The 6,528-nt window shown below is 63.7% G+C and carries 2 protein-coding genes; both read right to left on the reverse strand.

The annotated features are described in order from the left end of the window. The coding region (locus tag BZK31_RS25315) for an amino acid adenylation domain-containing protein (RefSeq protein ID WP_157900791.1) at positions 1 to 3,085 on the reverse strand (3,085 nt) is incomplete at its 3' end. 1 nt (position 3,086) lies between these two features. Next, on the reverse strand, positions 3,087 to 6,528 hold a 3,442-nt coding region (locus tag BZK31_RS25320; protein WP_157900792.1), incomplete at its 5' end, for a non-ribosomal peptide synthetase.

The raw sequence follows: 6,528 nt of genomic DNA on the forward strand, positions 1-6,528 counted from the left end.
TGTCGGTGCTGCCCACCTGATCCAGCTTGAGCACGTCGGCCCAGACGGCGGCGAGCTTTTCCTCGATCTCGCCGACCGGCGCGGTGTAGCGCTGTTGGACCGCGCCCGGCCTGGGCAAGGCGCGCTTGTCGAGTTTGCCGTTGGCGGTCAGCGGCAGACGGTCCAGCAGCAGGATCTGCGCGGGCACCAGGTATTCAGGCAAACGTGCGGACAACTGTTCACGCCATTGCTCGACCTGCACGACCGCTCCCGGCGTCGCCACGCAATAGGCCACCAATTGCAGGCGCGACTCGTCGCTGTCCAGCGGTTGCGCCAGCACCACGGCCTCGGCGACGCCGTCCAGCGCTTGCAGCACCTGACCGACCTCTCCAGGTTCGACGCGGTAGCCTCGGATTTTCACCTGATCGTCGGCGCGGCCCAAGTATTCCAGCACACCGTCCACCCAGCGCGCCCGATCGCCAGCGCGGTACAGACGCTCGCCGTCGGCGTCCGGATCCGGCACGAAGCGCTCGGCGGTCAGCGCCGCACGCCCCAGATACCCCTGCGCCAGACCCGCTCCGCCCAGATACAACTCGCCTGCCACCCGCTCGGCGACCGGACTCAGCCAGGCATCCAGCACCCGCGCCTTGCCGTTGTTCAACGGTCGGCCGACCGGTACGCTGCGGCAACCCTGGAGTGCCTCGGCCACTTCATGGGTCAGGACACCGACCGTGGTCTCCGTCGGGCCATAGTGATTGACAATCCGGCAGCCTGGCTTGAGCGAGCGCACCTGCTCGATCAGTGCCCAGGAACTGACCTCACCGCCCAGAATCAGCATTTGCCTGGGTAGCACGTTGGCCGGACTGGCAGCCTGCAGCAAACCCTGCAAATGGCTCGGGACAAGCTTCAGCACATCCACCTTATGCTCGGCCATGTAGCGCGCAAAACCATCGGGATCGAACGCCTGCTCGTGAGACAACAGGTGCAGCGTACGACCCGATGCCAGCGCGCCGAACAGCAGGGTGTGGCCCAGATCCGCCGCCACGGTGGAGACCATTGCCATGCTCGCCCCGGCATCGAGCGACAGGCGCGTCAGCACAGACTGCACGTAATTGGCCAAGGCACCGTGGCTGATCACTACACCTTTGGGCTGTCCGGTCGAGCCTGAGGTGTAGATGATGTAGGCCGGTTGCTCGGCAACGACTCTAATACCCACTGCGTCATCGGCGAGATGGCCCCACTGGCGGGCATCGAACGCCAGCGCCGGGCAGACGCCCAGATTCGCGGCCTTGTCGTCACCCGCGGCATGAATCAGCAACGCCGCTGCGCTGTCTTTGACCAACTGCTGCAAGCGCTCGGCGGGTTGTGCCGTGTCCAGCGGCAGGTACACCGCACCCCGTTTCAACACCGCCAGCAGGCTGACGATCCATTCCAGTGAACGGCCCTGACACAGCGCAACCGTCATGCCTGCCGCGACGCCTTGGGTCTGCAAGTAACGGGCAAACCGGTTGGACTGCTGTTCCAGTTGTTCGAAGCTCAGGGTCTGCTGACCGACCCGTACCGCGGTCTGGTCGCGTCCAGTCTGCAGACCTTGCTGCCACAGGCCGAGAAAATCGCTGCAGGCAAAACCATGCGGCGGTTCGATGCCCGGCAACGGGGCGGCCAGTGGCCGATCGGCCAGACGTTGATCGATGTTGACGACCAGGCTCTGCAACACTTCGCGCAACGCATCAGCGATACGCTCGATTGTCGGGGCTTCGAACAGGTCAGTGGCGTACGTGAAGTAACCGCGCAGCCCGCTCGGCGTGTCGGTGAAGTCGAAGGCCAGGTCGAATCGCGCATCGCCCGCGCCCACCGGGAATTCGGCCACGCTCAACCCGGACAGGCTCTGGCGCGAGGTGTCCGTCTGCTCGGCGGCGTAAACGTGCTGATTGATCTTGAACTGGAACAGCGGGTTGTGACCCAGGTTGCGCTCCGGTGCCAAGGCATCCACCAGGTGCTCGAACGGCAGTTCCTGATGCGACTGCGCGCCGCTCACTACCTGTTTCACCTGATCCAGCAGCGCGGCAAAACTGTCGCGCTCGTCCACCTGCACGCGCAGCACCTGGGTGTTGATGAAGAAGCCGATCAGCCCTTCCAGTTCGCTGCGGGTACGGCCGGCATTGGGTGCGCCGATGCGAATGTCGGACTGACCGCTGAACCGCGACAGCACCACGGCCAGCGCCGCCAGCATCTGCATGAAGACCGTCTGGCCACGGCTGCGCGCCAGGCTTTTCAACTGCGCCGAAAGCTGCTCGGGCAGATCGACCCGCACGGTCGCGCCGCGATGACTGGGCTGTAGCGGACGCTCGTGATCCAGCGGCAAGTTCAGCAACGGATGCTCGCTGCCCAGTTGCTGCTTCCAGTAATCCAGTTGTCGCTCACCCTCTCCGGCTTCCAGCCAGGCACGCTGCCAGATCGCGTAATCTGCGTATTGAATCGCCAGCGCGGGCAAATCGGCGGCATGATCCGCAACCTGTGCCTGATACAGCTGCACGAACTCGCGAATCAGCAGTTCGCCGGACCAGCCATCCGATACCACGTGGTGCATGCACACCGTCAGCACGTGCTCGGTGTCATTCAAGCGGAACAGCTTGACCCGCAGCAGCGTGCCGCTCATCAGGTCGAAAGGCGTGTGCAGCTCGACACGCACCTGCGACTCCAGCACATTGGCTTCGACGTCCACGCACTCGAGGGCGACACTGGCCTGCGCCAGCACTTGGTGGAATTCGCCATCCTCGGCGACGAACCGGGTGCGCAGGGTTTCATGGCGCTGCACCAGGTGATCGAGCGCCTGGCTGAGTGCCTGACGATTCAGCGGGCCGTTCAGGCGTACCGCCAGCGGCACGTTGTAGGCAATGTTGTCCGGCTCCAGTTGCCAGAGAAACAGCATACGTTGCTGGGCGTACGACAACGGAATGCGTGCGGCCTCATGCCGGGTTACGGCAATCGGCAGCAACCGGAAGCTCTGCCCGGTCTCGTTCATCTTGTCGAGGATCAGACGACGCTGTTCGACGGGCAAACCGACGAAGCGCTGGGCGATACGCGCTGCTGCAGACTTGTCCATGTCAGATACCCGCCATTTCGTTCATCATTTTTTCGATATCGGACAAGCCGTCCTCGGTCAGCGACAGGCCGCTCTGAGCAAAAGCCTGGATAAATTCGTTCAATTGCGATTTCTCGAAAATCAGGCGCAGCGGTATGTCGATACCCAGGCCGGTATGGATTCTGGAAATGAGTTGCGCCGCCAGCAATGAATGGCCGCCCAGTTCGAAGAAGTCATCGGTCAGACCGACGCGTTCCACCTTCAGCACCTGCGCCCAGATCGCCGCCAGTTGCTGCTCCTGCTCGGTGACCGGCGCCACGTACAGACGCTGCAACAGGCTGGCGTCAGGTGCGGGCAACGCCTTGCGGTCCAGCTTGCCGTTCGGGGTCAGCGGCAATTGCGCCAGCCAGACGAAATGGCTGGGCACCATGTACTCCGGCAACCCTTGTTTGAGCAGCGTCTTGAGTTCATCGCGCAACGCGACGGTGTCACGCGCCGGATCGCTGGCCACCAGATAAGCGACCAGTTGTTTGCCGTAGGGACCGTCGATGTCAATGACCACGGCGTCTTGAACACCGTCCTGCTCCAGCAGACCGGTCTCGATTTCGCCCAGCTCGATCCGGAAGCCGCGGATTTTCACCTGATGGTCCAGACGCCCCGCGTACTCGATCACCCCGTCGGCGTGGTAACGCGCCAGATCGCCAGTGCGGTACAGGCGGCTGCCGTCAGCGGCGAAAGGATCGGGAATGAAGCGTTCGGCGGTCAGCGCCGCACGATTGTGGTAGCCCCGCGCCAGGCCGTCGCCGCCGATCAGCAGCTCGCCACGGGCACCTGTCGGCAGCACGTCGATGGCATCACTGACGATGTGCAGCCGGGTATTGGCCAGTGGCCTTCCCAGCCAGATGTCGTCGCTGTCGGTCAGGTAATGACGGGCCGACCAGATGGTGGTTTCAGTCGGCCCGTAGACGTTCCACACATGCCCGGCCTGGGCAATCAGACGCTCGGCCAGTTCCACGCTCAAGGCCTCACCGCCACACAGCACGGTTTTGCCACGCAACGCTCCAGCGGGCGCAACGTCCAGCAGCATGCGCCAGGTCGAAGGCGTCGCCTGAATGACACTGACCGCCTGTTGCTCTATCACCCGCAACAATGCCTGCGGGTTCTTGTTCTGATCCGGCTGCAACAGCACCACCGTAGCGCCGCGCAGCAGTGGCAGGTACAACTCAAGACCGGCAATGTCGAACGACAACGAGGTCAGCGACAGCACCTTGTCGTCCGCGCCCAGTCCCGGCTGCTCGGCCATGCTCGACAGAAAATTCACCAGCGCATCGTGGCGCACTGTGACGCCCTTGGGCTGCCCCGTGGAGCCCGAGGTGTAGATGACGTACGCAAGGTTCGCCGAGTGCAGGGTCGCGGACAGGTTTTCCGCGCTGTAACCGGTCAGCCAGTCTTCGGCGCGGTCCACGCACAGGCTCTGCACGGAAGGCGGAATCGGCAGACTCGACAGCAGTTCGGTGTGGGTCAGCAGCAGAGACAGACCGCTGTCCTGAATCATGTAGGCCAGCCGCTCTTGCGGAAAATCCGGGTCCAGCGGCACGTAGGCGCCACCGGCCTTGAGGATCGCCAGCAGACCGACGACCATGTCCAGACTGCGCGGCACCGCAACGCCCACCAGCACCTCCGGGCCGACCCCCAGTTCACGCAAGCGGTGAGCCAACTGATTGGCGCGGGCATTGAGCTGCCGGTAGGTCAGGCGTTCGCGCTCCAGTATCAGAGCGGTTGCGTCAGGTGTGGCATGAACCTGAGCTTCGATCAGCGCAGGCAGGCACTGGCTCGGGTATGCCGACGGGCTCGGGTTCCAGCCGTGGACCAGCTGCTGGCGCTCGTCGGCGCTCAACATCGGCAATTGCGCGACACGCAACCCGGCGTGGGTGCAGATCGCCTGCAACAGCATGCGCCAGTGATCCGCCAGACGCTTGATGGTGCTGTGCTCGAACAGCGCCGTGGCGTAGGTCATGGCGGCGCTCAGTCCGCCGTCGTGTTCGACGGTATTCAGGGTCAGGTCGAATTGCGCCGGATGGCTGGCCAATTCGACCGCCTCGACCTGCAGGCCCGATCGCACGCGTAACTCGGTGCCAGCCTGGCGCTGGTGATTGAATATCACCTGAAACAGCGGGCTGTGGCTGAGACTGCGTTGTGGCTGCAGGGCTTCGACCAGTTGCTCGAACGGCAGCTCCTGATGTGACTGCGCCTGCAGCGCCATGTGTTTAACCTGTTGCAGCAATTCATTGAAGGTGGTGTGCAGGTCGAACTCGGCACGCATGACCTGCGTGTTGACGAAGAAGCCGATCAGGCCTTCGGTTTCCGCCCGGGTGCGGTTGGCGATCGGTACGCCGACGCGAATGTCGGACTGCCCGCTGTGGCGATGCAGCAGGCTCTGGAACGAAGCCAGCAACAGCATGAACAGGGTCACGCCCTGCTGGCGCGCCAGGTCTTTAAGGCTTTCGATCAGCGCCGCGTCCAGCTCGATGGCCAGTCGTGCACCGGCGTGGCTTTGCAATGCCGGGCGCGGGCGGTCGGCGGGCAGCTCCAGAATCGGCTGTTCGTCACCCAGTTGTTGCTTCCAGTACGCCAGCTGCCGCGCCTGCTCGCCCGCCTCCATCCAGTCGCGCTGCCACAACGCGTAATCGGCGTACTGCATGGGCAGCTCAGCCAATTGCACCTCGCGGCCCTGGCTGAAAGCGTCGTAGAGACGGACCAGCTCATCAACCATGATCGGCATCGACCAGCCGTCCGAGACAATGTGATGCTGGGTCAGGATCAGTACGTGCTCATCGGTGTCCAGATTCAGCAGTTTGACGCGCAGCAGCGGGCCTTGCTCCAGATCGAACGAGCGCTGTACTTCCCGCTGCACGACGGCATCCGGGCTGTCGCCACTCGACAAGGCCTCGACATTCAAGATGAACGCCTGCGGCGGATGAATGATCTGCACCGCCTGCTCGCCGTCCTGGCGGAAGGTGGTGCGCAGGGTCTCGTGCCGGGCGATCAGCGCGCTGAAACTGTTTTCCAGAGCCGCGATATCCAGCGGACCGCTGAGGCGCAGCACCGCAGGCATGTTGTAGGCGATGCTTTCGGGCTCCAACTGCCAGAGGAACCACTGACGCTGCTGCGCGTAAGAAAGGCCCAGCGGCTGACTGCGGTCGGCTTTGACGAATGACGGTACTGTTTCGACAGGGTCCTGCTCCGCGCCCTGCGCGAACGCAGCCAGATCGCGGGCTTCGAACAATTGACGCAGAGACAGTTCGACCCCCAGTTGCTGACGAACCCGCGAAATGACCTGGGTCGCCAGCAAGGAATGCCCGCCCAGCTCGAAGAAGTTATCGCTGCGACCGACCTGCCCGACCTTGAGCACCTCGGCCCAGATCGCCGCCAGTTGTGCTTCCAGCTCGCCCTGCGGCGCGACG

The organism is Pseudomonas floridensis (genome assembly GCF_002087235.1).
In the GTDB taxonomy this organism is placed as follows: domain Bacteria; phylum Pseudomonadota; class Gammaproteobacteria; order Pseudomonadales; family Pseudomonadaceae; genus Aquipseudomonas; species Aquipseudomonas floridensis.